Raw genomic sequence first — 25,935 nt, forward strand, 5'->3', positions numbered from 1 at the left:
CCTAAATTTCGAGCGTGATGCACATTTGATTGCCTTCTGCCACGGACAGCATTAAACAAGCTTGTCCTTGGAAAATTGGAGGCAACATGTCGGATGCAGTTGAGGGCCGTTGGGCCGAAATTTTCACGCCGCGCTATGCGACCGTGACGCTGATCCTCTGCCTTGGCGTGGCACTGCTGGCTTTCAATGCCTTCCTGGCCTCGATTTCACTGCCCACGGCGGTACAGGAACTGGGCGGCGTGGCGCTGATTTCCTGGGCGCTCACACTCTTTCTCGTCTTCGCCATCGTTGGCGGCTCCGGCGCGGCACTCCTCAAGCAGCGCCTCGGCGCGCGCACCGCCTTGCTGGCGTCTTCCGGCGTGTTCCTCCTCGGCACAGTGATCGCAGCGACGGCCACCTCCATGCCGCAGGTGCTCGTCGGCCGCGCGCTTCAGGGGCTCGGCGAGGGCGTTGTTTCGGCCATCTGTTTTGCCCTCATTCCCGAACTTTTCCCCTCGCGCCTCGTGCCAAAAGTCTTCGGGCTACAGGCCATGATCTGGGCCATCGCCGCCTTTGGCGGACCGGCCGCTGCGGGCCTACTGACCGAAATGGTGTCCTGGCGCGCCGCCTTCCTCGTCAATGTGCCGCTGGTGCTGCTCTTTGCTTCGATGGTGATCATCAAAGTGCCCGCACATTCGCCTGAAGATCGCGTCGTGGCGCGCTTTCCCGGCCTGAGACTCTTCGCCATTGGCGCAGCGATCATGCTTGTTGCCCTTGCGGGCCTTGCGGCGCCCCTGCCGGCTGCCGGCCTGTTGATCGTTGCAGCCGTGATGCTGGTGGCAACCGTCTGGATGGACGGAAGGGCCGAAGAGCGCCTGATGCCGCGCGATGCGTTTCGCCTCGTTTCCGTGGTCGGAACCGGGCTCTGGGTCGTGCTGTTGATCAACGTCGCTGGTGCCGGGTCGGCAGTTTATCTCGTGCTCGTCGTGCAGGAAATGTGGGGCTATAAGCCCGCCTCGGCCGGCGCCCTCGCCGCCGTGCTGGCCGTTGCCTGGAGCGCCTCGGCCATCGTCGTCGCCAATGTGCGCAGCAAGGAAACACGCAAGACGCTGATCCGGCTTGGCCCGGGCATGATCGGCCTAGGCCTGGTGCTGGTTCTGGCAGGCTTGCAGATCGATCAGGTGAGCGTGGTCATCATCGGTCAGTTGATCATCGGTTCCGGCTTTGGCCTCCACAATGGCTATCTCAACCTGACCGTGATGGAAGCGGCGAGCGACGAAGAACGTGACCGTGCTTCTGGCCTGATCCCGACCACGCAATCGGCCGGCAACGCCATCGGCGCGGCACTGGCCGGCGTCGCAGCCAATTCCGGCGGCATGGCGGCCGCCGCGACTGCGGGCGCGGTCAAGCTTGCCGTGGTTCCGGTCTATCTGCTGGGCGTGGCGACGGCTGCGCTGGCGCTTATCGCTGCCTGGCACATGGTGAGCATGGTCAGACCACAAGACACCAGCTCGAGCTTTGCAGCGCACTAAAGGTCGGACTTGTCGTCCTGATGGCCCCAGACCGAGAAGGCGCCGCCCAGAAGGCGGTTGCGCGGATCGGTCATGTCGAGGGGCGCGTGCGGGTCAGGCTTGCCGAGTTCGGCCGAACCATGCTGTGGCGCCCAATCGAGCCCAGGATCGGGCTGGTTGACCATCATGGCCCGGGGATTGTCGGAAATGCCATAGACGATCCGATGGCCGAGATCGGGCTGATCGAGCCCGGTCTCGATCAGGCTCGCCAGATCATCGCGATTGCACCAGAGCCGCGCTTCGCGCGGGGTGCCGGGATCGCCAGCCGTGCAAATGCGGATGGCGAGGCATTCAATGCCGAACTTGTCAAAGTAGAGTCGGCCCAGCGTTTCGCCGAAGGCTTTTGAGACGGCATAAAGCGAGTCAGGGCGATAGGCGGCGTCGAGATCGATCGGCGTATCGGCCGGCGTCGGATACATGCCGACGACATGGTAGGTCGAGGCATAGACGACGCGCTTGACCCCGGCTTTGCGCGCGGATTCAAAGATATTGTAGCTGCCGATGATATTGGCATCGAGCACCGTCTGCCATCCGGCTTCCTTGGCCATGCCGCCTAAGTGCACGACAGCCGAAATGTCCCGCGCCATCAACCGATCGACGGCCTCGCGATCCGCGAGATCAGCGATCTCAACCGGCCCACCATCCTCGGCGGGTTTGATATCGGTCGCGAGCACCGCCCGGCCCTTTTGGGCGAACCAGCGGCGCATATGGGTGCCCAGCCTTCCGGAAGCGCCGGTCAGCAATATGGTGGACATGGAAGCTTCCTTATTGCGGGGCGTCGGCACGCAGGCGCGGGTCGGGGCGCGGTACGGCGCCGATCAGGCTTTGGGTATATGCATGCTGGGGCCGTTCGCAAATCTGCACCACGTCTCCGACCTCGACTATCTTCCCATTTTTCATCACCGCCACGCGATCACAGAAATAGCGGATGACCGAAATATCGTGCGAAATGAACAGGTAAGAAAGGCGGTATTCGTTCTGCAGATCGCGCATCAGGTCGAGCACCTGATGGCGCAGCGACACATCGAGCGCCGAGGTCGGCTCATCGGCGATGATGAGGCGGGGCCGCACCGCAACGGCGCGGGCAATGGAAATGCGCTGCCGCTGCCCGCCCGAAAAGGCATGCGGATAGCGATCACCGATATCGGGCGGCAGGCCGACGCGCGACAAGAGTTCGGACACGCGATCCATCATCTGCCGCTCGGTCATGTCGGTATTGGTGCGCAGCGGCTCGGAAATGGTCTGATAGATGGTCATGCGCGGATTGAGCGACGAATGGGGGTCCTGAAACACCATCCGCACTTCGCCATAGAGCGACTTCATGCCCTTGCGCCCGAGCGTCGCGATGTCGACCGGCTCGCCATTGCTCGGCCAATACATCACCTGCCCACCGGTCGGGTCATAAACGCGCAGCAGCGTGCGGCCGAGCGTGGTTTTGCCCGAACCGGATTCCCCCACAACACCGACCGTCTCGCCCTGATTGATGGTCAGGCTCACCCCATCGATGGCCTTCAGATAATTGGTGGGGCGGCCCATGAAGCCGGCATTGAGCGGAAAGTGCAGCTCGAGTTTTTCGATTTTCGCGATGGGCTTTTCTGTTGCAGGGCGCGGCGGACGGGGTGCGGGTGTTTCCAGTTTCAGCACCGAACCGAGCAGCGCCCGCGTATAGGCCTGCTGCGGGCGTTCGAAGAGATCGAAAACGCCCGCCTCTTCCACCTTCTCGCCCCGGAACATGACCATGACGCGATCGGCAATCTGGGCGACGACGCCCATGTCGTGAGTGATGAACAGCACCGCCATACCGCGATCCCTCTGCAATTCGCGGATCAGGGACAGGATTTCGGCCTGGGTAGTGACATCGAGCGCCGTGGTCGGCTCGTCGGCGATGAGGATTTCGGGATTGCACGACAGCGCCATGGCGATCATGGCGCGCTGCCGCATGCCGCCGGAGAACTCGAAAGAATAGCGGTCGAGCGCCTTTTCAGGCTCAGGAATGCGAACCCGGCCCAAGAGGTCGGCCGCGCGCTTACGGGCCTCTTCCTTGCTGACCTTCTCGTGCAGCAGGATGGTTTCGATGATCTGGTGGCCAATGGTGTGGACCGGCGAGAGGCTGGTCATCGGCTCCTGAAAAATCATGGCGATACGCCGGCCACGCACTTCGCGGATGGCGAGGCCGCGGCTGCCGAGCCTGACGATATCCACTTCGCCAGCGGCGGTATCGAGGAGGATTTGCCCGCCCGTGATGGCGCCGGGCTTGGCGACGAGTTGCAAAATGGCGCGGGCGGTGACCGACTTGCCCGAGCCGCTTTCGCCCACGACGCAAAGCGTTTCGCCGCGTTTGAGGTCGAAGCTGACCTGCTTGACCGCATGGACCACGGATTTCTGCAGCGGAAAATCCACCGAGAGATCGCGAACCCTAAGAATGGTTTCGTCACTCATGACCGGCTCACTTGGCATAGGGGTCGGCAGCGTCACGGACGCCATCGCCGAGGAAATTGAGGGCCAGCACCGCCACAACGACGCAGATACCGGGCACGAAGAGCCAGGGAGCCTGAGTGATGGCACGCAGGTTCTGCGCATCCTGCAACAGCACACCCCAGCTGACGATGGGCGGTTGCAGGCCGAGGCCGAGGAAGCTCAGCGCCGTTTCCGCGAGGATCATGTTGGGAATAGCGAGCGTGATGGCGGCGATGATGTGCGAATAAAGCGAGGGCATCATGTGGCGCATGATGAGACGGAATTCGCTGACCCCATCGAGCCGGGCGGCGATGACGAAATCCTCGCGCCGAAGGCTGAGGAAGCGACCACGGACCACGCGGGCGATCTCGGTCCAGCCGATCAGCGAAAGAATGATCAGGATGGCGAAATAGATTTGCAGCGGTGGCCAATCCTTGGGCATGGCGGCGGCAAGGCCGAGCCAGAGCGGAATGGTGGGCACCGAGCGGATGAATTCGATGACGCGCTGAATCACCCGGTCGATGAGCCCGCCGCGATAGCCGGAAATGCCGCCCAGGATCAGGCCGATGATGAGCGAGAGCGTCACGCCGACAAGGCCGATCGACATGGAAATACGCGTGCCATGAATGGTGCGGCTGAGAAGATCGCGGCCAAGACGGTCGCCACCGATCAGGAAGAAAGGATCAGCCTTGTCGACTGGCCCGAGAAAGTGCCGGTTTGCCTCCCAGATTCCCCAGAATTTGTAGGGCTGGCCTTCGACGAAAAAGCCGATGGGGATGACCTTTTCCGGATCGGGTTGGAACAGGCGTCGGAAACTCTTCGGATCGACCTGGCTCTTGAAGCCCAGCACATGCGGGGCGAAGCGCGTCCCCTCATCGTCGGTGAGGAAGAGGTGAATTTGCTGCGGCGGCGCGAAGGTATAGCGCGGATCGAATTTGCCGGGATCGTAGGGCGCGAGAAACTCGGCGAAGGCCGCCACGAGATAAATGAGGACCACGACCACGAGGGCGACCATGGCGAGGCGATGGCGGCTGAATTTGTGCCAGATCAGCGTCCACTGGCTGGCAGCAACCAGGCTGCCGGCATGCACCTGCTGGTCGAGAAGATCCGCATCCCCTGCGGTATCGATGGGCGCGCTCATGAGAGACGAATCCGCGGGTCGGAAATGGCGAGGAGGATGTCGGAGATCAGGGTGCCGATCAGCACCAACCCGCCGGTGAGCAGAATGAAGGCGCCGGCGAGGTACATGTCCTGGCTCTTGAGCGCCTGCAATAGCAGGGGCCCAGCCGTGGGCAGGTTGAGAACGGTGGACACGATAAGCTCGCCGGAAATGAGGGCGGGAAGCACCCAGCCAATGGTGGAAATGAAGGGATTGAGCGCCACGCGCACCGGATAGGTGAGTATCAGCCGGCCCTCGGGCATGCCCTTGGCGCGGGCGGCTTCGACATAGGGCTTGTGCAGTTCATCGAGGAGATTAGCGCGCATGATGCGGGTCAACGCCGCCGTGCTGCCGAGACCGATGACGAGAATGGGAATCCAGGCGTGCTGGAGGAAGTCCCAAACTTTCGCGAGGGAAAGCGGCGCGTTCTCGAAGGCCGGCGAAAAAAGACCACCCACCGAAACGCCGAACCACATGGTCGAAATGTAGAGGAGCACGATGGCGACGAGGAATTCCGGCACGGCCGTGGCGAGAAAGGCAAAGGTCGTCGTTAGATAGTCCACGATCGAATATTGCCGCACCGCCGAGATGATGCCGATGGGTAGCGACACGGCCCACATGGTGATCAGCGTCAGGAAGGAGATCAGCGCCGTCATGCCCATGCGGCCCCAGACCAATTCGGTCACCGGCTGGTTCCACTCAAAACTCTGGCCGAAATCGCCGCGGACAATGCCGCCGATCCATTTGAAGTATTGCACGGCGATATTTTCGCCGAGCCCGTAGCGCTCGCGAAGATTAGCCAGAACGGCGCTGTCGACAGCTTCGCCGGTTTGGGCAATCTGGGCCGCATAGGTCGAAACATAATCGCCGGGCGGCAATTGGATGACGGTGAAGGCCAGTATCGAGATCGCAAACAAGGCCGGTATCATCCCGGCAACCCGTTTGAGAATGAAGATCAGCATGGGCAGCGATCCCTTGGTCGAGGAACCCGGCCGGAATACTCGGCCGGGCTGGGAATGGACGCTTAGTTCTTGAAATAGAACTGCTCGGTATTGAGCGTGCCCGGATCGGGGTGGATCCAGCCCGTTGGCGTATCTGCAGGGACGTTGCCGAGATTGTTGGAGACGACCGCCAGACCCGGAATGGCTGTGCTGATGCCGATCTGGTAATATTGGTCGGCAGCGATCTCGAGCAGTTTCTGGAACAATGCGGCCTGTTCGTCGGCGTTCGATGTCGCCTTGATCTGGTCGTAGAGCGACCACTGTTCCTTGACGTAATCAGGTGGCTCGGTGCCACCATCGCCGATATAATATTTCGCCCAATCGACGGCGAAATTGGACTCGGTAGAGAATGGGAAATAGTCGCGCGGATCGATGAAGACGTCGATGCCGCCCGACGTGGCGCCCCAGACGACGATATCGTGCTGGCTGGCGGTCTTCTCTTCGTAGAAGCGCGTGCGATCCTGCGCCGAGAAGCGCGCATCGACCCCGACTGCCTGCCAATATTGCACCAGCAGTTCGGCCGCATCGGCATGGGCGCCGAGCGCCGTCACCCCGGCGACATTGACGACGAGCGGGCTGCCATCGGGCGCAAGGCGGAAACCATTGCCGCCGCGCTTATCGAGACCGATGGAGTCGAGCAGGCGATTGGCCTCGTCCACATCGTATTCGAGATATTGGGTGGCGAGGCGCTCATTGTAAAAGGGCGTGCCTTCTCGTGGCGAGACCTGTTGTGGCGTCCCCTGCCCCAGGAACAGCGTATCGATGATCGCCACGCGGTCGAGGGCATGCGAGAGGGCGACGCGGAAATCCTTGTTGCCGAAAATCCCGGCCTTTACCGCATCATGCGAGTTGAGATTGACCGAAACGGCGAGCGAATTGCCGACGCGGGATTCGCGCGGGGAAATGTAGAAATTGCCTGCTTCCGTACCTTCGGCCAGAACCGGCAGATTGGCAGCATTGGCGATGTGGCGCACTTCATAGTCGATTTCGCCGGCGAGAACGCTGAGCAGTAAGGTCTGGGCTTCGGCATTCACTGAAATGCTGAGCCCATCGATATAGGGCAACTGGTTCCCTGCCGTATCGACCTTCCAATAATAGGGATTGCGCTCGAACGAGACGCGCGTGGCGCCGGCCACATAGGGATCGGTGATACGCCAGGCTTCGAGCGTCGGGCGCTCGGGATTGCGCCAGCGCTGGATGTTCTCGATGCCGACGCCGCACATATTGGTCATGTGCTCGGCCCAATCGGCAACGCCGGCGGCCTTGGCATTGGCGTCTGCATCGGGGTTGTATTTGGGCATGAACTGGCTGCAATAGGCTTTGTTGAGCAGCGCCAGTTGCACGCCATAGACGCTGGCGGCGTTGATGATGAAAAGCCCGTTGGGCTTGGTCCAGGAAATGGTGAATTCGGTTGGCGAAGTCACTGAGATCGTTGGCAGTTCACCTTCGACGGTCAACCAGCCGGGCTTGGTTGGAAAGAGTTTTTGGTCGGGCAGAACGTCTTCGATGAAGAAGGCGATGTCGTCGGCTGTGAAGGGGCTGCCATCGGACCATTTCATGCCCTCGCGCAGGGTGAAGGTGAAGGACTTGCTGTCCTCGCTGGCGGTGTAAGCACTTGCAATGTTTGGATAAACGTCGCCCGACCAATCTGCATCCCAAGTGAGCAGCGGCTCGTAACCGAAATAGGTGAAGAGCATGTTGCGGTCATTGCCGCCCACCATGCCGCCGCGGAACGTGCCGCCATATTTGCCGACTTCGCTGACGGGAGTAACGACGCGCGGATTGGCCCCGACGCGCTCGGCCACGGGTGGCAGATCCAGCCCGTCAAGCACCGGAGACTGTTGATATTGCTGCGCAAATGCTGCGACGCTCGCCAGCGCCACAAACGAGATTCCCGCCAGTGCGGCTACCCTCAAATGTTTCAAATTTCCCTCCCGTCAGACTGAATTCGCCGCTGGGTTTTCCCATTTCGGCGATTGCTGAGGCCCATAGTCTTGTATGACTGCAATGGCTATGTCAATAATCAATCATACTGCTTTTTCATAGACCGCCTTTTGATGCCGTTGACAGGTTGCATGCAGAGAGGCATACAGAAATCAGTATGACTAATTGCCCCGCAGGAGGCCGGACGTGAACTTCGACGAACTCAAGACCAGGATCGGCTCGGGCCTCTTGTCATTTCCGGTGACCGACTTCGATGCCGCAGGCGAGTTCGATCGCAAATCCTACGCCAAGCGGCTGGAATGGCTCTCATCCTATGACTCGGCGGGGCTTTTCGCGGCAGGCGGCACGGGCGAATTCTTCTCGATCGGCTATGATGGCGAATATGACGACATCATCGGCACCGCGGTGAGCAACGCCGCGCCTGATGTGCCGGTGCTGGCCGGCGTCGGCTATGGCACGCGCATGGCCGTGGAGCTGGCCAAGCGCGCCGAAAAGGCTGGTGCCGCGGGCATTCTGGTCCTGCCGCACTATCTGATGTTTGCCGAGCAGGAGGGCATCATCGCCCATATGAAGGCGATCTGCGACGCGGTTGACATCGGCGTCATCTACTATGCGCGCGACAATACAAGGCTGACGCCCCAATCCCTCGCGAAACTGGCAGAGATGTGCCCCAACCTCATCGGCTACAAGGACGGCATTGGCGACCTGCAACTGATGGTGAAAATCTCGAGCCTGATCGGCGACCGCATGGTGCATATCGGCGGCCTGCCGACCGCCGAGGTCTTTGCCCAACCCTATCTCGAAATGGGCGTCACCACATATTCTTCGGCAGTGTTCAACTTTGTGCCGGAACTGGCACTGCGCTTTTATAAGGCGGTTCGCAGTCGCGACACGGCGACGATAGCGGCCCTGCTCAAGAGTTTTTACCTGCCCCTGATCGAGCTCCGCGACCGCAAGCGCGGCTATGCGGTGTCAATGGTCAAGGCAGGTGCGGAACTGGTCGGGCGTGGCGCCGGCAAGGTCCGCAGCCCGCTGACGGAACTGACCGGCGAAGAGCGCGAAGAGCTTTCACAGCTCATTGCGGCCAATCGCTGAGACCAAGGCACCCCTCCCTGCGCCAAAAGGCCCGGATCGCGAGATCCGGGCCTTTTTTGTTTTGGGTTCTCAAATAGTCGCCCAACCCACCAGATGTCACCCCGGCGAAGGCCGGGGCCCAACTTGAGATTTCAGGATGGGCCCCGGCCTTCGCCGGGGTGACAGTCGAGGAGGTGAAACAATCTTATTGATTGGAAAGAGAGATTCCCGCTTTCGCGGGAATGACGCCGTGGGCGGGTGGGATGGGTGGATTGGGGTGGCGGTGATGGTTTTTGGGGGATGAGGTAAAGTGGAGCAAACCGCTTGGCTTGCCCCACCGAACCAAAAACTCACGCCCCATACGGGTCCCAGCCATTCGCCTGGAAGACGCCGATGATGTAGCCATAGCAGAAGGCAAAGGCGGTCTCGAACGGCGCTTCGCCGTCGATATGGGGCACGTGGTCGGGCATGATCATGCAATCGACGCCGACTTCCTTGTAGATTTTTAAGCTCGCCGCCATGTCCATGTCGCCGGCATCGGGGAATTCCTCGGTGAAGGAATAGCGGCCACCCTTGATGTTGCGGAAATGGACGTTGAAGATCTTCTTCCGCTCACCGAACCAGCGGATGATGTCGCCGATTTCCTCGCGCGGATTTTCGAGGCTTTCAGCAACCGTGCCCTGGCAGAAATTGAGCCCGTGATAGGGGCTTTCGGCGATGGATACGAATTTTTTGAGGCCCTCGGCAGAGCCCAGAACGCGCTCTTCCATGCCGCGATAACCGGGGCGCGTCAGCGGGTCGTGCGGATGACAGGCAAGGCGCACTTTGCTCGCCTCGGCCACCGGCACGACGCGCTCGAGGAACCAAGTGATCCGCTCCCACATCTCGTCGGCACTGACAGTGCCGGCGCGGCTGGGCACCGCGTCATCGGTCGTCTGGTCGTGCCGGAAGGTGGACATGATGGCGCCGCCGCGACCAAGCTCGGACGGGGTGCGTGGAATGCCCAGAATATTGAAATTGTACTTTGCCGCCTTGATACCCAAGGCGCCGAGCGTCTCGATCAGCCGGCAGATGCTATCGACTTCACGCTCCCTCTCCGGATCCTGGCCAAGGACGATCGAAGGCGATTTAACCTTGTCGACACCAGCCGAGGACATGGGCAATTGCACCATGTCGAGCACGAGGCCGGCCGCCTCGATGCGCTCGATATGGCGCACGAGGACATCGCGCGTCCAATCATGTGGATTACCGACCGGATCGACGCAGACATGGCGCAGGCCCAGCTGCGCCAGCTGGCGCAGGTGGCGATCCCCGACCTCGTTGAACTTTTCTCCGCTGAGCTGAGTGCCCACATACATGCCACTATTCCTAAAGCATTATGACTTCTACCAAGCTGTATGAAATATCTTGATCTGGTACAAGCCGGAGGCTAGTCACCTGCCGAGGATTTTATTCGATTTTCGGCATTGAGCACGCAAGCAGGATGACAAATCCGGCGTAACATGGCATGCGATAGGCACCGCATTCGGCGGCTAAGTGTTAGCAGACTGTTATCATCGAGAATGCGAAAACCCGAAAATGGCTGAAATCGAAGCGCTGCGACTGACCGATCGCGTGAAAGACGGGCTGGTCCGGATGATCACCGACAGCGGCCTCAAGCCCGGCGACAAATTACCGCCCGCCGACAAGCTCTGCGAAACCTTCGATGTGAGCCGCACCGTGGTGCGCGAAGCCATTGCGAGCCTCAAGGCCGAGGGGCGCCTCCGTTCGCTGCGCGGGAGCGGCGTCTATGTCAGCGAACCGCCCAAAGTGCTCGGCGGCTCCATGTTCATGAAAGCGCCCCAGGATATTGCCGAAGTGCTTGACCTGATCGAATTCCGCATGAGCGTCGAGATCGAGGCGGCGGGGCTGGCGGCGGAGCGGCGAACCGAAACCAATCTCTTGCGCATGGAACAGGCGCTGACCCAATTTGCCCGGCACCTGGCCGACAATTCGCTGGCGACCGATGCCGATCGCGCTTTTCACCGCGCCATTGCCGACGCCACCAACAATTCCCGCTTTCGTCTGTTTGTCGATGAAATGGGCGAAAGGCTGATTCCGCGGCGGGCGCTGGGCGCCAGTTTCAGCGACGAAAAGGACAAGGCGGAGTTTTTGGAAAATATCGAGACCGAGCACCGCCGGATTTTCGACGCCATTACCGATCGCCAGCCCGACGCGGCGCGTCTTGCCATGCGCCAGCATCTTGAAGGCGGCCGGCGCCGCTATCGCGAGTGGAGCCTTGCCCACGATATCGGCCATTGAGGACACCATGATGGAGCCTCATGTCACCTGGGTGATCCGCGAGCGTTTTGGGGTGGGTGAAAGCCCGGTCTGGGACGGGGCCAATGAACGCCTCTTGTGGTGCGATATTCCGGCGGGCGCGATCCACGCGCTCGACATCGCCACTGGCGCGCGGAGCCTCTGGGAGTTTGGCGAGCCAGTGCCGAGCCTTGGCCTGGCGCGGGACGGCAAACTGGTCGTGGCCCTGCGCAATGATGTCATCCTCTTTGATCCCGCGCGCGGAACGCGGGAACGCGTGGCGCGGATCGAGCACGAAAAACCCGGCATGCGGCTCAATGACGGCAAGGTGGGGCCGGATGGGGCCTTCTGGGTCGGCAGCATGGATGGCGAAGCGGGCGATGCGCCCGCGGCAAAGCTCTATCGTGTCGCGCCCGACGGGGAGGTGCGCGTGATTGCCGAAGGGATCGCCATTTCCAATGGTCTCGCCTGGAATGCCGGGGCCACAATCCTCTATCATTCGGATTCGCGCGGCAGCATGTGGCTCGATTGTTGGGATTTTGATAGCACGACGGGCGCGGTCAGCAATCGCCGTCGTCTGCGGGACAATGACGAGGCCAGTGGCCGGCCGGATGGCGGGGCGTGTGACCTGGCGGGGAATTACTGGTCGGCTGGACCTTCGGCGAGCCGGATCAATCGCTTTTCGGCGATGGGTGAATTGCTGGACTGGGTGGATGTGCCGCTGAAGCTGCCGACCATGCCCTGCTTTGGCGGAGCGGACATGAGGACGGTGTTTGTGACCAGTCTCGGTTCAGGCGAAGACGGACGCGATGGGGTCGTGCAGTTCCGGGTGGACGTGCCGGGGGTGCCGGTGGGGGTGTTTGGGTAAAGATTCTCGGCGCCATGGCATCGGGGCACGCCCTCGTGGTTCGAGGCTTTGCAAAGGCAAAGCACCTCACCATGAGGCCTACTTAGCGGGATCTCCGTTTCTAAAACAGGGATTGCCGCTTTCGCGGGAATGACACCGGGGATGGGACTCAAGTTGCTCGGCAAAAAAACGCCGCCGCGATTGTCTCGCGACGGCGCAAACTGATGGTCCGAAACCCCTCAATAGGGATGACGGTCCGCCTTGTTCATCCAGGCCTCGTAAGCCTTTAGCCCGGTTTCCCGCTCAAAGCCTTCGGTCACCGTGATGCGGCGCTCGGTCCAGGGTTTGGCGAAATCCTCATATTGGAAGGCGTCGTCGAAACCGATGGCGCTGGTGTCCTTGAGGCTGGCGGCGAAATAGAGATGGTCGATGCGAGACCAATAAATGGCGCTCATGCACATCGGGCACGGGGCGCCATTGATGTAGATTTCGCAGCCTTTTAGCATCTTGGCGCGCTCGGGCACCGGGTCGGGCGAGCCCTCTTCGCGCGGGATCATTTCGAGGATGGTGCCGGCGCCATAGTCGCTGCCGAGCAGCGCCTTGGGATTGAGCCGGGTCGAGGCATCGATGATGGCGGTGATTTCGGCGTGGTAGACCGGAATGCCGGTGAGCAACACACGGTTTTGGCCGCGCCCGATGATCTCGCCATCTTTAACGATGACCGCGCCGAACGGACCGCCCCAGCCCTTTTCGACCGATTCAATGGCAAGGCGCGTCGCCTCTTCCATGAACACCTTCTTGTCGTCGGACGGCGCGGCGACGGCCGAAACTGGCGAAAAGCCAAACGTGGCAGCGGCGCCCACGGCGACGGCGCTGGCCATGAACATCCGGCGGTTCGGATCGCTGAGTTCGGCCCGCTCGATATGCGTGCAATCGGCCCCATGGCTCGTGTTGCAGGTGCAGCCTGTCATGAAGTCCCCCACATGCTGATGCCGGTGCTGACTTGACCGGTGGGAGGAACGCTACTTTTCAATCCGCTACAGAGGTTTAACGACCGCGTCTTTAAACCCGTGCATCGCCTCCCGCGGCCTCTGTCTTTGTTGGGATCGTTAAGGCTTTGCGCATATGGCGCTGGCGAATGGTGGCGTCAGGCGTTCCGGCCCGAGGATGGTCAAGCCCGGCGCGCCGGATTAGCGTAGCAATCTCGATGCAGTGTTGAATGAGATTCACGAATGGCCCGTAGCCCGATCGACGATCTCCAGGCTTTCCTCGCCGTGGCGCGCGAGCGCAGTTTTACCCGCGCGGCAGCCAGACTTGGCGTAACCCCCTCGGCGCTCAGCCATACGATGAAGGGACTGGAGGCGCGGCTCGGCGTGCGGCTGCTGTCGCGCACGACGCGCAGCGTTTCGCCAACCGAGGCTGGGGAGCGCCTGCTGCGCGCCGTGGCGCCGCATTTCGACGAGATCGAAGCGGAGATCGCGGCCCTCAGCGATTTTCGCGATCGCCCGGCGGGCACCATTCGCGTCTCCTGCGGGGATTCCGTTGTCGCCTCGATTTTCCGGCCGATGCTGCGCGGTTTCCTCAGGCAATATCCCGACATCACCGTCGAACTGGCGATCAACAATGGCTTTGTCGATATCGTCGAGCAGCGAATGGATGCCGGCGTGCGGCTGGGCGAGGCGCTGTCGCGCGATATGATCGCGGTGCGGATCGGCCCGGACTGGCGCTTTTCCGTGGTGGCGACGCCGGACTATTTTGCCCGCCGGCCACTGCCGCAAAGCCCGCAGGACCTGACCAATCATCAATGCATCAATCTGCGGCTGAGCACGGCCGGCGCGCTCTATGCCTGGGAATTCAAAAAGGACGGCCGCGAACTCAATGTGCGGGTGGAGGGGCAGCTGATCTTCAACAGCATCCTGCCGGTGTTCGATGCGGCGCTCGATGGGCATGGCCTTGCCAATGTGCCCGAATTCATCAGCCGGCCCTATATCGAGCGCGGCGAACTGGTCGAGGTGCTGGCCGACTGGTCGCCCACCTGGCAGGGGTTTCACCTCTATTATCCCAATCGTCGCCAGCCCTCCCCGGCCTTCACCGCCTTTGTCGAGGCGCTGCGATACCGGCTCTAGATCATCTGGACGGCTTGACTCCGCCGGGCGACTGCGATTGATGAAACATGACTATATAAGTCACAAAATGGATCGGTCATGATTTCTCGCCGCCTTCTCACGCTCCTTGGCGTGCCGCTTTTGCTTGCCCTCGCAACGCCCGCCTTTGCCCGCGATATCACCCACATCATGGGCGTCACCGCTGTTCCCGATCAGCCGCTGCGCGTGGTCGCGCTGACCAATGAGGCGACCGAGGATCTCCTGGCGCTGGGTATCGTGCCGGTCGGCGCAGTGCGCTCGGCCAACGCCAATCCCTGGTTCGATCACGTTGCCGAAGCGCTCAAGGACACGGTGCTGGTGGGTGAAGAACTGGCGCCGAATATGGAAGTGATCCTCTCGCTCGAACCCGACCTGATCCTGGGCAACAAGAAACGCCATGAGCAGATTTACGAGCAGCTGACCGCCATCGCCCCGACCGTGTTTGTCGAGAACATCACCGGCCAGTGGCGCGATAATCTGGCGTTTTACGCCGAAGCCGTGGGCAAAACCGCCGAGGGCGAAGCCGTGCTTGGGGGCTATGAGGACCGCGTGGCGGCGATCAAGGCGGCGCTCGGCGATCGCGTGCTCGAAAAGGTCGGGCTCGTGCGCTTTATCGCGGGCCAGAATTACGCCTATAACAATGACAGTTTTTCCGGCTCGATCCTCCGTGATATCGGTTTTGGCCGCCCCGCGGCGCAGGACAAGAGCGGCCTTGCCGAGCCGATCACGCTTGAGCGTATCCCCGAACTCGACGGCGACCGCCTGCTGCACTTCAGCTACGAAACCGGCGACGGCGGCGCGACCAAGGAAGCCGACGCCTGGATGGCCTCGCCACTCTGGCAGAACCTCGATGTGGTCAAGGCCGGCCATGTCTATGCCGTGTCCGACACGGTCTGGGCGACGGCCGGCGGCGTGATGGCTGCGCATCTGGCGCTCGACGATATCGAGAAGATTTACGGGATCGCTTCGACGCGGTGAGTGGCCGCTTGACGCGGAGGCATCCGGGCACGCCCTCGTGGTTCGAGGCTTTGCTCTGCAAAGCACCTCACCACGAGGGCTACTGGGGCGGCCGGGGTGACAATCGAGCGAGTGAATACCCTCGTTGGATCGATTGACACTTATGCCCCGGAAGGTCAGGACCATTGGCGAACAAGGCCACGGCTCTGGAGAACTGAATGGGACACCGGCTTTCGAAGATCGTCACGCGGACGGGTGACGATGGCACGACCGGGCTTTCGGACGGGTCGCGGCTGCGGAAAGACGATGCGCTGATCGAGGCTATCGGCACGGTGGACGAGCTGAACAGCGTCATTGGTTTTGCCGAAAGCCAGCAGTCTCTTGCCCATGTTCGCGCCGCGCTGGTGCTGATCCAGCATGATCTGTTCGATCTTGGCGGGGCACTGTCCCTGCCCGGCCATGCGGTTCTGACCGAAGCCCATATCGAGGCGCTGGACGCCACGGTCACCGAATGGAACGCCAATCTGCCGCCGCTCAAGGAATTCATCCTGCCCGGTGGATCACCGGCAGTGGCGGCCATGCATGTGGCGCGGACGGTCTGCCGCCGCGCCGAACGCCGGCTGCTCTCGCTCGATGACGCGCGCACGGCCAACGGGCGGGTCTATTTAAACCGCCTGTCGGACCTGTTGTTTGTCGGCGCCCGGCTCGCGGCCGAAGGCCAGGAACGGAGCTGGAAGCCCCGGCGATTTTCCTGAAAACGCTTTAACCGGCGGGCGTATAGTTGAGGATCGGCGCCAGCCAGCGTTCGACCTCGGCCAGGTCCATGCCCTTGCGCTGGGCATAGTCGATCGCCTGATCGCGCTCGACCTTGGCGACGCCGAAATAATAGGCGTCGGGATGGCCGATATAGATGCCCGAAACCGAGGAGCCCGGCCACATGGCCATGCTTTCGGTCAGGGTCACCCCGGTTGCGGCCTCGGCATCGAGCAGCCGGAACAGCGTCACCTTTTCGGTGTGGTCGGGCTGGGCCGGATAGCCCGGCGCGGGGCGAATGCCGCGATAGGGTTCGCCGACCAGTTCATTGGGCGCAAAAGTCTCGTCGGTGGCGTAGCCCCAATAATCCTTGCGCACCCGCTGGTGCAGCATTTCGGCCATGGCTTCGGCATAGCGATCGGCCAGGGCCTTTACCATGATCGAGCCGAAATCGTCATTGGCGCGCTTAAAACGCTCGGCGATCTCGTTTTCTTCCGGCCCGGCGGTGACGACGAAGCCGCCGATATAGTCGGGCGTGCCGGCCGGGGCCACGAAATCGGCCAGGGCAACATTGGGGCGATTTTCGCGTTTGGAGGTCTGCTGGCGCAAAGTGTAGAGCGTCGCCAGTTCCTCCGCGCGGTCCTCGGACGTGAAGAGGCTGATATCGTCTCCACGAGCATTTGCCGGCCAGAAGCCGACGACGGCGCGCGGCTTGAACCATTTTTCCGCGATGACCTTTGCCAGCATCTCCTGCGCATCGGCAAAAAGCTGGCGAGCCACTTCGCCCTGCTTTTCATCTTCGAGAATGCGCGGATAGACGCCCTTCAATTCCCAGGTCTGGAAGAACGGGGTCCAATCGATATAGCGGGCAATCTCGGAGAGATCCCAATCTTCGATGACCCGCGTGCCGAGGAATTTGGGGGCGTTGACGCTATAGGCCGACCAATCGACCTTGAAGGCATTGGCGCGCGCTGCCGCCAGCGGCAGGCGCTGCTTGGCCAGCTCGGCGCGCTCATGCTTTTCCGCCACTTCGACATATTCGGCGCGAATGCCGGCGACGTAGTCCGGCTTCATCTCGGCCGATAGAAGCTGGCCGACGACGCCCACGGCGCGGCTGGCATCGGTGACATAGATAGCCTGGCCGCGCGTATAGCGCGGGGCGATCTTTACAGCGGTGTGCACTCGGGACGTTGTCGCGCCACCAATAAGAAGCGGCAAGTCAAAACCCTCGCGCTCCATTTCGGCGGCCATGTGCACCATTTCGTCGAGCGAGGGCGTGATGAGGCCCGAAAGGCCGATGATATCGACGTTCTCGGCGCGCGCGACTTCGAGAATCTTCTGCGGCGGCACCATGACGCCGAGATCGACGATCTCGTAATTGTTGCAGGCGAGCACGACGCCGACGATGTTCTTGCCGATATCGTGGACATCGCCCTTGACCGTCGCCATCAGGATCTTGCCGGCAGACTGGCGGCTGGTGTCGCCGCCCGCGGCTTTTTCGGCCTCCATATAGGGGAGCAGAATTGCCACGGCCTGCTTCATGACGCGGGCTGATTTCACCACCTGCGGCAGGAACATCTTGCCCGCGCCAAAGAGGTCGCCGACGACGTTCATGCCAGCCATCAGCGGGCCTTCGATGACATGGAGAGGGCGCTCGGCGGAGAGACGCGCTTCTTCGGTATCGGCTTCGATAAATTCGGTAATGCCATTGACCAGCGCGTGTTCGATGCGCTTTTCGACGGTCCAGTCGCGCCAGGCGAGATCCCTCACCTTTTCTTCGCGCGGGCCGCCCTTAAAACGCTCGGCGATTTCGAGCATGCGTTCGGTGGCGGTACCGCCGGCCTTGGGCTTGCGATTGAGAACCACATCCTCGCAGGCTTCGCGCAGTTCGGGATCGATCTGATCGTAAACCGCAAGCTGGCCGGCATTGACGATGCCCATATCCATGCCCGCCTTGATGGCGTGGTAGAGGAACACGGCATGCATGGCTTCGCGGACGGGCTCATTGCCTCGGAAGCTGAAGGACAGATTGGAGACGCCGCCCGAAATATGGGCATAGGGCAGATTCTTGCGAATCCAGGCCGTCGCTTCGATGAAGTCGACGCCGTAATTGTCATGCTCTTCGATGCCTGTCGCCACCGCGAAGACGTTGGGATCGAAGATGATGTCTTCGGGCGGAAAGCCCATTTCGTCGACGAGGATCTTATAGGCGCGGGCGCAGATTTCGGTCTTGCGCTTATAGGTGTCGGCCTGGCCCTGCTCGTCAAAGGCCATGACCACGACAGCGGCGCCATAGGCCATGCAGAGGCCGGCATAGTGGCGGAACTGCTCTTCGCCTTCCTTGAGGCTGATCGAATTGACGATCGGCTTGCCCTGCACGCACTTCAAGCCGGCTTCGATGACTTCCCACTTCGAGGAGTCGATCATCACCGGCACGCGGGCGATTTCGGGCTCCGAGGCGATGAGATTGAGGAACTCGACCATCGCGGCCTTGGAGTCGATCAGACCCTCATCCATGTTGATGTCGATGACCTGCGCGCCATTTTCGACCTGATCGCGCGCCACGGCGAGCGCGGCGGTATAGTCGCGCGCCGTGATCAGCTTGCGGAAGCGGGCGCTGCCGGTGACATTGGTGCGTTCGCCGATATTGACGAAGACGATATCGGGCGTGAGGACGAAGGGTTCGAGGCCCGAGAGACGCAGATAACGATTCAATTCACGACCCTCGGAGCGACGCCGGCGACGGCATCGGCAATGGCGCGGATATGGTCAGGGGTGGTGCCGCAGCAGCCGCCGACGACGTTGACAATCCCTTCGCGCGCAAATTCACCGACCTGACGGGCGGTGTCTTCCGGGCCTTCATCATAACCGCCAAAGGCGTTGGGCAGGCCCGCATTGGGATAGGCGCAGGTAAAGGTGTCCGCGACGGCCGAAATCTCGGCCATGTGGGGACGCATGGCTTCGGCGCCGAGCGCGCAATTGAGGCCTATGGTGAAGGGCCGCGAATGGCGCACCGAATGCCAGAAGGCGGTCGGGGTCTGGCCGGTCAGCGTGCGGCCCGAAGCATCGGTAATGGTGCCCGAAATCATCATCGGCAGCGCCACGCCGGTCGCCTCAAACGCTTCCATGCAGGCAAAGATCGCCGCCTTGGCATTGAGCGTATCGAAAATGGTTTCGATCAGGATGACATCGGCACCGCCTTCGATCAGGCCATTGACCTGCTGTGAATAGGCCTTCCTGAGGTCTTCGAAACTGACCGCGCGAAAGCCGGGATTGTTCACATCGGGGCTGATCGAGGCGGTGCGGTTGGTCGGGCCCACGGCGCCCGCGACAAAGCGCGGCTTGCCATCGATGGCAGTGGCGCGGTCAAGCGCCCGGCGCACGATGCGCGCGCCATCGACATTGAGGTCGTGCACAGCCGATTCCAGGCCATAGTCGGCTTGCGCGATAGTGGTCGCGGAAAAGGTATTGGTCTCGACGATATCGGCGCCGGCCATGGCGTATTTGAAGTGGATTTCTTCAATCGCTTCGGGCTGGGTGAGGATCAGAAGGTCGTTATTGCCCTTCTGGGGGTGATCGGAATGGTGCCGGCAGGCATGGCCAGAGCCGTGACCGACGAAATCATCCTCGGAAAGACCCAGTCCCTGAATCTGCGTACCCATGGCGCCATCGAGAATAAGGATGCGCTCGCGGGCAAGCCGCTCCAGGGTTTTGCGGCTGGGAGAAGCAACTGCCGACATGGTGACCTCGCAAGTGTTGAGCGCCTTTTAACGGGGGATGCCCCGAAAAGAAAGCCAAGCGAGATATGGTGCGGCAAGGTGTGGTCGTGAAGATGGTTTGGACGCAGGGCTGGGTCGCGCGTCGATTTTGACCCCACCCACCGGCTGTCATCCCGGCCCCCGGGTCGCTTCGCGCCCGAGGATAAACTCCGGCCGGGACCCATCTCGAGATCTCAGGATGGGCCCCGGGTCAAGCCCGGGGTGACAATCGTGGGTGGGGAAGCGGCGGATGCAAAAGCCCCGCTGCCTAGTCGTCAGAACTTGGCGCGGGCGCCAGCATAGAAGGTGCGGCCCTGCGTATTGTAGCCGTAGACTTCCTGGTACTTGGTATCGAAGAGGTTATGGACGCGGCCATAGACCTCGACCTGGTCGCTGACCTGATAATTGAGGCCGGCGTTAACAACGGCGTAGGCAGGCAGGGTGAAGGTCTTTGCGCCAAGCGCATCCTTTGTCTCGCCGCGCAGGAGAACCTCGCCATGCAAAGTCAGCGGGATCTCGGGAAGCGTATAGGCCAGGTTCAGACTGCCCGAATGCTGAGGGCGCCGAACCTCCAGCGCCCCACTGGGGTCACGCGCGTCGAGATAGGTATAGGTCACGCCAGCGGCCAGGCCGTCAAAGACGTTGACCGTTGCCGAGAGTTCGACGCCCTGACGCGGGCTGGTGCCCGGTACGTTGATGGCCGTCGTGATCGGGAAGAAAACGTCCCTGATCTTGTTTTCCAGCGTCTGGTTGAAATAGGTCGCGTCGAGCACGACCATGCCGTCGAGCAAGGTCTGCTCGATACCGATATCCCAACCGACACTGGTTTCTGGCGTCAGGTTCGGATTGGGCGTGAAGCTGCCGGGGCTATAGCCGAACTGCTCCCACATGGTGGGATTGGTCGAGCCCGTTCCGACCGAAGCATGGAGCTTGGTTCCGGTGTTTGGAATCTGCCATGCGCCGCTCACGCTGTACGTCGTCGCGTCGGCAAAGTTCGCGTTGAAATCGTGCCGAAGAGCGGCGGTCAGATAGAACTGATCATAAAATGTGCCGCGATACTCACCGACCACGGAATGGGCGGTGCGCGTCTGACGGTCCATGACGCTTGGCACCAGATGCTGGAAAGTCTCGTAAACCAGGTCGTAGCCCAGCGTCACCGTATGAGTGGAATCAAGGATGCCGGGCGTCTCGAAATTCCGGCCGATCTGATAGGAGGCTTTGTATAGGTCGCCGGCGTAAACCGTCTCGCCCCATACATTGGTCGAGCCGCGCTCGATCGTGCCGCCGCTGACGCGCGCGTTCTGGAACCACACACCGTCTTCGCTGACCCAGCCCAGCCCAAGCGAACCGAAGAGTTCATTGGCCCTGAATGTGTCGTTGGTGTCGAGCACCGTACCGGTCGCAAAATCCTGGTCATCGGAATCGCCCGACATGCGACCATAGCGGACCGTACCGTCCAGGGTCAGTTGCGGCGTGATATTAGCGCTGAACCGCGCATTCGCATCGACGTGCCTTGCGCTATCGAGTTCGCTGCCGAGCGAGGAAATATTAAAGCCATCGGTATGGCGCAGCGTGATGCCGCCTGAGGCCTTGAAGTTGTCCTGGCCGTAAGCCAACGATCCGCTGGTCATTTTCGTGCCATCGGAGCCCATCTCGCCCGCCACGCTGCCATGAAAACCATCATCCTTGGCCGATTTGGTGACAATATTGATCACGCCCGACATGGCATTGGCGCCCCAGAAGGCGCTCTGCGGGCCGCGCAGCACTTCGATGCGCTCGACATTAGCGACCTGCAGCCGGCCAAAATCGACGCCGCCGGTCCAGGTTTCGCTGATCGGCACACCATCGATCAGCACGAGAACATGGTTCGCTTCGCCGCCACGAACGCGCACGTCGGTCAGCCCGCTCTGCGAGCCGCCGCTTGTCACCGCAAAGCCCGGCACCTGCCGCAAAATGTCGGCCACATAAGGCGTGCCGCTCAACTGGATCTTGTCGCCATCGATCACCGTATACGAGCGACCGATTTCCTTCTCCTCAAACGGCGTCAGGCCGGCGGCGGAGATGCGGAGGGTGTCGAGGGTGGTTTGCTGCGCGGTGGCGGGGACGATCGCGGCGAGCATGGCGGTGAGGAGGGCGAGGGACGAAACATGGGGCTTGAAGCGCATGGGTAGGGACTTTCTTCGGCGAGGACTGCTCAGCGGCTCCGGCGGATGCATTTTATGCATAAGCAGATGACGCGCGGGGCGCGGAGGCTGAGTGAGAATTTGGTGGAGCAGGTGCCGCGGTCAGCGGCCCGAAAGAAAGTGGATACGATTTGTCGTCATCGATCTGGTCCTCTCGCCGATCCGCCCGATCAGCCTGAAATGGAGTCTGTTTCCATGGCAGGTCTCCTGGCTTACGGATCAGGCCGAAGTCCCGCCTTCCCAGCCTGACCGGCCAGTGGACTAAAGAAACTTCGTCTCCGCTTACAGTTGCGGGGGCAGCGTCGGACTGAGGATCGCTCCCCCACCGGCTTCCCTATTATCCCCTCGCGGGGACCATGGACGCGGCGAGAATGAACAAGGCCTTAAGCTGAGTCAATGATATAAGGATTTCCTTATATGCCTTTCAACAGCGGTTTTGGGCCGAGCGGTCAGTCCAGCGTGATCGAGCGGTTGAAAACGCGCTGATAGAAGGGGGCCCGATCGGGATGGACGATGGAAATGAGGTCCATCAACACCATATCCGGGCGCATGCTCCCCAGTTCATAGAACTGCACCCCGCCATTGGGGCCCTTTAGGGCATCGGGAATCCAGACTTGGCCGGATTGAGCGGCGGGAAGCGCGGCAAGCCGGGGATCATCGGCCTCGATATCGGCCAGGGTCTGATAGTGGATCGACGCCTGAATCCAGAATTTTGCGTCGCGCGCGGCAACGATCAGCTGCTCAGAATCGCGAATCTGGAAGCTGCCGGTGCTGGTGTCGTTTGCAAAGACATAGCGGCCACCGGCATCGTGGATCAGGCGGGCAATGAAGGATTTTCCGCCAGCGGCAAAGAAGACGCCGTTGAACGATTGCCCGCTCAGGACCAGCGGGCGGTCGCTCTGCGGCACATCGGCAACCAGCGCCAGCGCCGCATCATATTGCGCGACCACATCGGCAAAGGCGGCATTCGCCTTGCTCTCGGCGTTGAAGAAGAGGCCCATGAACTTGACCCATTCGGCGCGGCCCAGCGGCGAGGTTTCCTGCCATTCGGCAAAATTGACCACGGGAATACCGGCTGCCGCAATGCGCCCAACGTCCGCCTCACCGCCACCGCCGGCCATGAACACATCGGGAGCGGCCGCAACGACTGCCTCGACATTGACGACGCCGGAGGTTTCGTATTCGACGACCGAGGTCTGCTGCATGTGCTCAATGAGCGCGGGCGTGGCGATAAAGTCGCGGCGCGCCACGCCGGTCACGGCGTCGACGCCGCCGACATCCACCAGCGCCGGGCTTTGCGAGGTGCTGCCGGAAAAGAGGGAATGCACGGGCACGGTGATGCGCGGGGCATGGGCAAGCTCGGGGCCAAGTTCGGGCTCCGGCGTGCCGCATTGCACCAGCACATAGGCTTCGCTCGGGGCGCCGGGAGAGGGACGCTCCACGGTCACCACCTTGTAGTGATCGAAATAGGCGACCGAGAAATTATCCGCATGGTCCACACTGGACCTGGTTTGGAAATAGTCGGTGCCGGGTTCGAACGCAGTGACGCAGCCATTCGCGTCGAATGCGGCGGAGGCTGGCAGGGTCAGGCCCAGAAGGGCGACGGCGGCGAGGAAGAGGCGAATTTTCACGGCTAAAATTCCGTCTGGAGGCGGAGGAAGCGCGCTAATTCGGCAAAGCTTGTGCCGCGATCTCGCTTGCTGTGGGTCGTGGCTTCCCAGCCGGCGGCGGTCACGATGACACTGACATCGGCCTCTTCGGGCGAATGGACCATTTGAAAGCCTTCGCGCTCCAGCACGGTCCGGGCCATGCCGGCGGCGGCGCCCGGCCCATCAACAAAGGCCCTGCCATGCGGATGGCTGGTGATCTTGAAGGTGCGGTCATCGGCCGAAAAGGCGACGTTGGGGCCGGAAAACGCAGCGGCTATGCTGCCGTCGGTCAGAAGGTCTTCGGGCGCGCCGATATGCAGGTGCCCTGCCCCATCGATCAGCCAGATCGTGTCGGCCATACGCAGGGACAGTTCGAGATCGTGGCTCGAGAGGATCACCGCAACGTTCTGCTCCCGCGCCAAGGTGCGCAGCGTGGCGATCATTTCGACGCGCGCCGCTACGTCGAGGAAAGCCGCGGGTTCATCGAGCAGCAGCACGGCGGGCCGCTGGGCCAGCGCCCGGGCGGTCATGATGCGCTGGCGTTCGCCATCAGAGAGTTCGTTGATATCGCGATGCGCCAGATGTTCCGCCCCGACGGCCGCGATGGCGTCACGGACGATATCGCGGTCTGCCTCGGACAGAAGTCCCGACCAGTTGATATGCGGGTAGCGGCCCAATTCCACCAGCCGAAAGGCCGGCATGGCGCGGACCGCAACGCGCTCGGTGAGCACGACGGCGACGTTGCGGGCGAGATCATAGGACGACATGCCGGTGATGTCGGCACCCCCGATCTCGATCGATCCGGCAAGCGCTGGCTCCATCCGTGCCAGCGTGCGCATCAGGGTGGATTTGCCGATGCCGTTGACGCCGAGAAGGCAAACGAGCTCACCGGGGCCGACCTGCACATTGATATTACTGAGGACAGTCCGGTTGCGGTAGCCGACGGCGAGGTCGCGGGTTTGGAGAAACGGCTTCATCCCGTGAACACCCCGCTGCGCGAACGCAGGATGACGAAGACGACCACCGGCGCGCCGATCAGCGCCGTGACGGCATTGAGCGGCAGGACGCCGAATTGGCTGGGGAGGAGGGATACGAGCTGGGCAAAAAGCGCGGTCAACGCGCCGAGAAGGATCGTGGCGGGCACCAGAACGCGATGGTCCGAGGATTTGAGGATGGAACGGGCCATATGGGGCACCGCGACGCCGAGAAAACCGATGGGGCCGCAAAACGCCGTGACCACGCCGGCCAGCATGGACGCCACCGCCATGGTCACGAGGCGCATGGCCCTGGTGTTGAGGCCCATGGAACGCGCATAGTTTTCGCCCAGAAGCAGGGCATTGAGCTGTTTGGTGCTGAGGCAAGCGAGGGCGAGCCCCAGCCCTGCCACGGGCGCCAGCACCTGCAACTCGGTCCAGGTCACCGCGCCGAACGAACCAAACCCCCAGGCAATCCAGCGCTCGAGCTGGTCCGGCCGCGCACCGGCGACAAGAAGGGTAACGAAGGCGGAAACCGCATAGCCGGTCATCAGGCCAAAGATCAGCACCGTGGATGGATTTTGGAGGCGTGCGGAAATCGCCAGAACCGGCGCCAGCACCAGCAGACCGCCCAGCGTCGCCGCCCCGACAATGGCGAAGCCACCGCCGAGACCGAGGCCGCTCGAGAGAAACGCGCCGATGGCGCTACCCGAGGCGAGAACCACCAGCGCGACACCCAGGCTCGCGCCCGAAGTGATGCCGAGCACGAAGGGGTCGGCCAGGGGATTGCGCATCAGGGTCTGCATCTGAAGGCCCGCAACGCCAAGCGCGGCGCCGGCGAGACACGCCGTGATGGCGCGCGGCAGGCGGATGGACGTGACGATATCGAAATTGGGATTGCCATTGGCGGGCTGGCCGGTCAAAGCGCCGATGACCGATTGCAGCGGTATCGCCGTCGACCCGTAACAGATGGCGGCGACGAAGGTGGCCAAAAGCAACACGGCGGCAAGGCTCAGAACCAGCACGTGATGGGCGCGTATGGACGATGCCAGGGCGGGGATGGCCATATCATAGTGGCCCTTGCCGCCCTGCCCGTGGTGATTGAGTGCCATCAGAAAACTGCCAAGCCGATCGACATGTGCGTCTGTTGGTAAGGCCAAAAGCGCCATCTTGCGATCCGTGAAAGC

At 61.8% G+C, this 25,935-nt stretch carries 18 protein-coding genes, 1 pseudogene and 1 riboswitch; of the genes and pseudogenes, 7 read left to right on the forward strand and 12 right to left on the reverse strand.

The features are described from left to right. Positions 1 to 86: 86 nt before the first annotated feature. Positions 87 to 1,511, forward strand: a complete 1,425-nt coding sequence (locus ASD83_RS10555; RefSeq protein ID WP_056310659.1) for an MFS transporter — start codon at positions 87 to 89, stop codon at positions 1,509 to 1,511. Here ASD83_RS10555 and ASD83_RS10560 read toward each other — a convergent pair. The 5 genes from ASD83_RS10560 to ASD83_RS10580 all read right to left on the reverse strand — a co-directional run bounded on the left by ASD83_RS10560 (position 1,508) and on the right by ASD83_RS10580 (position 8,092). Continuing rightward, entirely contained in the window at positions 1,508 to 2,305 is a 798-nt protein-coding gene (locus ASD83_RS10560; RefSeq protein WP_082561108.1) for an NAD-dependent epimerase/dehydratase family protein, read from the reverse strand. The genes ASD83_RS10555 and ASD83_RS10560 overlap by 4 nt on opposite strands. 10 nt (positions 2,306 to 2,315) lie before the next feature. Further along, positions 2,316 to 3,989: an ABC transporter ATP-binding protein gene (locus ASD83_RS10565; RefSeq protein ID WP_082561234.1), complete on the reverse strand. Its 1,674-nt coding sequence runs from the start codon at positions 3,987 to 3,989 to the stop codon at positions 2,316 to 2,318. A gap of 7 nt (positions 3,990 to 3,996) precedes the next feature. Further along, entirely contained in the window at positions 3,997 to 5,148 is a 1,152-nt protein-coding gene (locus tag ASD83_RS10570; RefSeq protein ID WP_082561109.1) for an ABC transporter permease, read from the reverse strand. Continuing rightward, positions 5,145 to 6,128 carry an ABC transporter permease gene (locus ASD83_RS10575; protein WP_056310665.1) on the reverse strand — a complete coding sequence of 328 codons (984 nt, stop codon included), beginning with the start codon at positions 6,126 to 6,128 and terminating at the stop codon, positions 5,145 to 5,147. The genes ASD83_RS10570 and ASD83_RS10575 overlap by 4 nt, the downstream gene beginning before the upstream one ends. Before the next feature lie 62 nt (positions 6,129 to 6,190). Further along, entirely contained in the window at positions 6,191 to 8,092 is a 1,902-nt protein-coding gene (locus tag ASD83_RS10580; protein WP_156385917.1) for an ABC transporter substrate-binding protein, read from the reverse strand. Between the two features lie 205 nt (positions 8,093 to 8,297). On the opposite strand from ASD83_RS10580, the gene kdgD reads away from it, so the two are divergent. Then, positions 8,298 to 9,206 carry a 5-dehydro-4-deoxyglucarate dehydratase gene (kdgD, locus tag ASD83_RS10585; RefSeq protein ID WP_056310669.1) on the forward strand — a complete coding sequence of 303 codons (909 nt, stop codon included), beginning with the start codon at positions 8,298 to 8,300 and terminating at the stop codon, positions 9,204 to 9,206. Positions 9,207 to 9,535: 329 nt separating this feature from the next. On the opposite strand, the gene ASD83_RS10590 is transcribed toward kdgD, so the two are convergent. Then, on the reverse strand, positions 9,536 to 10,543 hold the full coding sequence (locus tag ASD83_RS10590) for a mannonate dehydratase (RefSeq protein WP_056310671.1): 1,008 nt from the start codon (positions 10,541 to 10,543) through the stop codon (positions 9,536 to 9,538). 220 nt (positions 10,544 to 10,763) lie between these two features. Between ASD83_RS10590 and ASD83_RS10595 the strand changes: the two genes are divergently transcribed. After that, entirely contained in the window at positions 10,764 to 11,486 is a 723-nt protein-coding gene (locus ASD83_RS10595; RefSeq protein ID WP_056310673.1) for a FadR/GntR family transcriptional regulator, read from the forward strand. Between the two features lie 7 nt (positions 11,487 to 11,493). Continuing rightward, a complete protein-coding gene (locus tag ASD83_RS10600) occupies positions 11,494 to 12,351 on the forward strand; it encodes an SMP-30/gluconolactonase/LRE family protein (protein ID WP_200946498.1) in 858 nt (285 codons plus the stop codon). 218 nt (positions 12,352 to 12,569) lie between these two features. Here ASD83_RS10600 and ASD83_RS10605 read toward each other — a convergent pair whose 3' ends face one another. Beyond that, entirely contained in the window at positions 12,570 to 13,301 is a 732-nt protein-coding gene (locus ASD83_RS10605; protein WP_200946499.1) for a nucleoside deaminase, read from the reverse strand. 261 nt (positions 13,302 to 13,562) lie between these two features. On the opposite strand from ASD83_RS10605, the gene ASD83_RS10610 reads away from it, so the two are divergent. The 3 genes from ASD83_RS10610 (at position 13,563) to ASD83_RS10620 (ending at position 16,186) form a co-directional block, all read left to right on the forward strand. Further along, entirely contained in the window at positions 13,563 to 14,456 is an 894-nt protein-coding gene (locus tag ASD83_RS10610) for a LysR family transcriptional regulator (RefSeq protein WP_056310678.1), read from the forward strand. 78 nt (positions 14,457 to 14,534) lie between these two features. Next, entirely contained in the window at positions 14,535 to 15,452 is a 918-nt protein-coding gene (locus ASD83_RS10615; RefSeq protein WP_056310679.1) for an ABC transporter substrate-binding protein, read from the forward strand. A 197-nt stretch (positions 15,453 to 15,649) separates the two neighbouring features. Beyond that, positions 15,650 to 16,186, forward strand: a complete 537-nt coding sequence (locus tag ASD83_RS10620; RefSeq protein WP_056310681.1) for a cob(I)yrinic acid a,c-diamide adenosyltransferase — start codon at positions 15,650 to 15,652, stop codon at positions 16,184 to 16,186. A gap of 7 nt (positions 16,187 to 16,193) precedes the next feature. Here the strand turns inward: ASD83_RS10620 and metH are convergent. The 5 genes and pseudogenes from metH to ASD83_RS10650 all read right to left on the reverse strand — a co-directional run bounded on the left by metH (position 16,194) and on the right by ASD83_RS10650 (position 25,860). Continuing rightward, positions 16,194 to 19,924, reverse strand: a pseudogene (gene metH / locus ASD83_RS10625) (methionine synthase). 293 nt (positions 19,925 to 20,217) lie between these two features. After that, positions 20,218 to 22,107: a TonB-dependent receptor plug domain-containing protein gene (locus ASD83_RS10635; RefSeq protein ID WP_056310687.1), complete on the reverse strand. Its 1,890-nt coding sequence runs from the start codon at positions 22,105 to 22,107 to the stop codon at positions 20,218 to 20,220. 197 nt (positions 22,108 to 22,304) lie between these two features. After that, a riboswitch (cobalamin riboswitch) is annotated at positions 22,305 to 22,499 on the reverse strand. Positions 22,500 to 22,574: 75 nt separating this feature from the next. Next, positions 22,575 to 23,756, reverse strand: coding sequence for an ABC transporter substrate-binding protein (locus tag ASD83_RS10640; protein ID WP_056310689.1), 1,182 nt, complete (start codon positions 23,754 to 23,756; stop codon positions 22,575 to 22,577). A gap of 2 nt (positions 23,757 to 23,758) precedes the next feature. Further along, positions 23,759 to 24,751, reverse strand: coding sequence for an ABC transporter ATP-binding protein (locus ASD83_RS10645; RefSeq protein ID WP_056310691.1), 993 nt, complete (start codon positions 24,749 to 24,751; stop codon positions 23,759 to 23,761). Further along, positions 24,748 to 25,860 carry a FecCD family ABC transporter permease gene (locus ASD83_RS10650; protein ID WP_200946500.1) on the reverse strand — a complete coding sequence of 371 codons (1,113 nt, stop codon included), beginning with the start codon at positions 25,858 to 25,860 and terminating at the stop codon, positions 24,748 to 24,750. Before ASD83_RS10650 ends, ASD83_RS10645 begins: the two co-directional genes overlap by 4 nt. Positions 25,861 to 25,935 lie beyond the last annotated feature (75 nt).

This window comes from Devosia sp. Root685 (genome assembly GCF_001427875.1).
In the GTDB taxonomy this organism is placed as follows: Bacteria; Pseudomonadota; Alphaproteobacteria; order Rhizobiales; family Devosiaceae; genus Devosia.